The organism is Pseudomonas sp. 39004 (assembly GCF_028682155.1).
In the GTDB taxonomy this organism is placed as follows: Bacteria; Pseudomonadota; Gammaproteobacteria; order Pseudomonadales; family Pseudomonadaceae; genus Aquipseudomonas; species Aquipseudomonas capeferrum.
On sequence record NZ_JANIAG010000319.1, the window covers coordinates 1 to 2,623 of the forward strand.

Here is a 2,623-nt window from a genome sequence, read left to right on the forward strand (position 1 = left end):
AAGAAGCGCCCGGAGCGGTTGCTAGGTGCTTGTCGGGGGATAGGGTGATGGCGGCTAGGTGCCTGTCTTGGGTTTGGAGGCGGGGAGGAGATCGAGCGCCGCCCGCGCGGCGCATCGCGAGCGAAGCTCGCTCCTACATTTGTTTCGGGCCAGTCACGCCTGTGCCAGCGCGCGCGACCGCCTTGTTTGTCCGACGCGATATCGGGACAGGCACCAAGGGGCCGCGCGCCAATCCCTCAGGAATAACTGGCCCGAAACAAATGTAGGAGCGAGCTTCGCTCGCGATGCGCCGCGCGGGCGGCGCTCGATCTGATAGGCGCTGAAAATGCCAAGCCAAGCACCTGGTGGCCCCGGGGAAAAAGGATTCAGCGCTGAACGATCAGCCAGCCAAGCGCTTGTCGTAAACGTGGCATGCCTTGCCTTCGGAGCGCTTGAGCGTGCCGCAAGGCTGCAGCCGCACTTGGGTGCTGATGCCGATGTAGGTCTTGATCTGCTTGCTCAACTCAGCCACCACCCATTTGCGCTGCGCCTCGTCGAGTACCTGGCATTCGCCACGCAGCTCCACATGCACCTCGACACTGTCCAGGTTGCCATTGCGATACAGGTGTATCTCATACAGCTCTGAAAGCTGTTTTATTTTAAGCACCTGCTCTTCGATCTGCGTGGGGAACACGTTGACCCCGCGGATGATCAGCATGTCGTCACTGCGCCCGGTGATCTTGCCGATCCGCCGCATCGGCCGCGCCGTACCCGGCAACAGGCGTGTCAGGTCGCGGGTGCGGTAGCGGATCATTGGCAGCGCTTCTTTGCTCAACGAGGTGAACACCAGTTCGCCCAGCTGCCCGTCCGGCAACACCTCACCGCTGACCGGGTCGATGATCTCGGGGTAGAAGTGGTCTTCCCAGATGGTCGGCCCGTCCTTGGTTTCCAGGCATTCCATGGCCACCCCTGGCCCCATGATCTCCGACAGGCCATAGATATCCAGGGCATTGATGCCCAGGCGCTGCTCGATCGAGCGGCGCAACTCGTCGGTCCACGGCTCGGCGCCGAAGATCCCCAGGCGCAGCTTGAGGTCGTGCGGGTCGATGCCCTGGCGTTCGATCTCGTCAGCCAGATTGAGCATGTACGAGGGCGTGACCATGATGATGTCAGGCTGGAAGTCGCGGATCAGTTGCACCTGCTTCTCGGTCTGGCCGCCCGACATGGGGATCACCGTGCAACCCAGCCGTTCGGCACCGTAGTGCGCGCCCAGGCCGCCGGTGAACAGGCCATAGCCATAGGACACGTGCACCTTGTCGCCCTTGCGGCCGCCGGCCGCGCGGATCGAACGGGCGACCACGTTGGCCCAGGTATTGATGTCGTTCTGGGTATAACCGACCACGGTCGGCTTGCCCGTGGTGCCGCTGGAGGCGTGCAGGCGCACCACCTCTTCCTGGGGCACGGCGAACATGCCATAGGGGTAGTTGTCGCGCAGGTCGTTCTTGCCGGTAAAGGGAAACCTGGCGAGGTCTTCCAGCGCGGTAAGGTCGTCAGGGTGGGCACCGCACTCGTCGAAACGCTGGCGGTACAGCGGTACATTGTCGTAGGCGTGCTTCAGGCTCCAGCGCAGGCGGTCCAGCTGGTGCTGGCGCAGCTCGTCGACACTGGCGGTCTCGATTGGGTCAAGCAGGGCGCGTTCGGCATCGTGGTACATGTTCATGGCTTCACTCGAATTGTTCTTGTACGTAGGCGCTAAGGCCTTGAGTGTCATGCGGGCAGCATACTGCCCGTGTCGTGTTCAGTCTCAGGCCATTGGTCTGATGTGCTCAGAGGCGCTCGATGACCAGGGCAATGCCTTGGCCAACGCCGATGCACATGGTGCACAAGGCGTAGCGGCCGCCGCATTCTTCCAACTCGTGCAGGGCGGTGGTCACCAGCCGTGCGCCGCTCATGCCCAGCGGATGCCCCAGGGCGATAGCGCCGCCATTGGGGTTGACGCGCTTGTCGTCGTCAGCCAGGCCCAGCTCGCGCAGCACCGCCAGGCCTTGGGCCGCAAATGCCTCGTTCAACTCGATGACGTCCATGTCGGCCAGGCTCAGGCCGGCTTGCGCGAGTACCTTGCGGGTCGCCGGGACCGGGCCGATGCCCATGATGCGCGGTTCGACCCCAGCGGCGGCCATGCCGAGGACCCGGCCGCGCGGCTTCAGGCCATGGCGGCGGGCCGCATCAGTGCTGGCCAGCAGCAAGGCGCAAGCACCGTCGTTGACGCCCGAAGCGTTGCCTGCTGTCACGCTGCCGCCTTCACGGAACGGCGTGCCGAGCCTGGATAACTGGTCCAGGGTGGTGTCGGCGCGCGGGTGCTCATCATGCTCGACACGCTTGGCCGGGCCTTTGCGCTGGGCGATCTCGACCGGCACGATCTCCCGTGCCAGCCGGCCCCGGGCCTGGGCGGCCGCCGCCTTGTGCTGGCTGCGCAAGGCGAAGGCGTCCTGGTCTTCGCGCGAAATAGCGAACTGCGCGGCGACATTCTCGGCGGTCTCGGGCATCGAGTCGATGCCGTACTGCGCCTGCATCAGTTTATTGACGAAACGCCAGCCGATGGTGGGGAATCAATGTCCGCCATGGGTTGGCCCGCCGATATCAC

At 64.4% G+C, this 2,623-nt stretch carries 1 protein-coding gene and 1 pseudogene; both read right to left on the bottom strand.

Annotated elements, in window-relative coordinates; all coding sequences use genetic code 11:
* Positions 1-379: 379 nt before the first annotated feature.
* Positions 380-1,699: a phenylacetate--CoA ligase PaaK gene (gene paaK, locus NP534_RS26555; protein ID WP_033697904.1), complete on the bottom strand. Its 1,320-nt coding sequence runs from the start codon at positions 1,697-1,699 to the stop codon at positions 380-382.
* Positions 1,700-1,805: 106 nt separating this feature from the next.
* Positions 1,806-2,582: pseudogene (locus NP534_RS26560) on the bottom strand (acetyl-CoA C-acyltransferase); the annotation flags it as partial.
* Positions 2,583-2,623 lie beyond the last annotated feature (41 nt).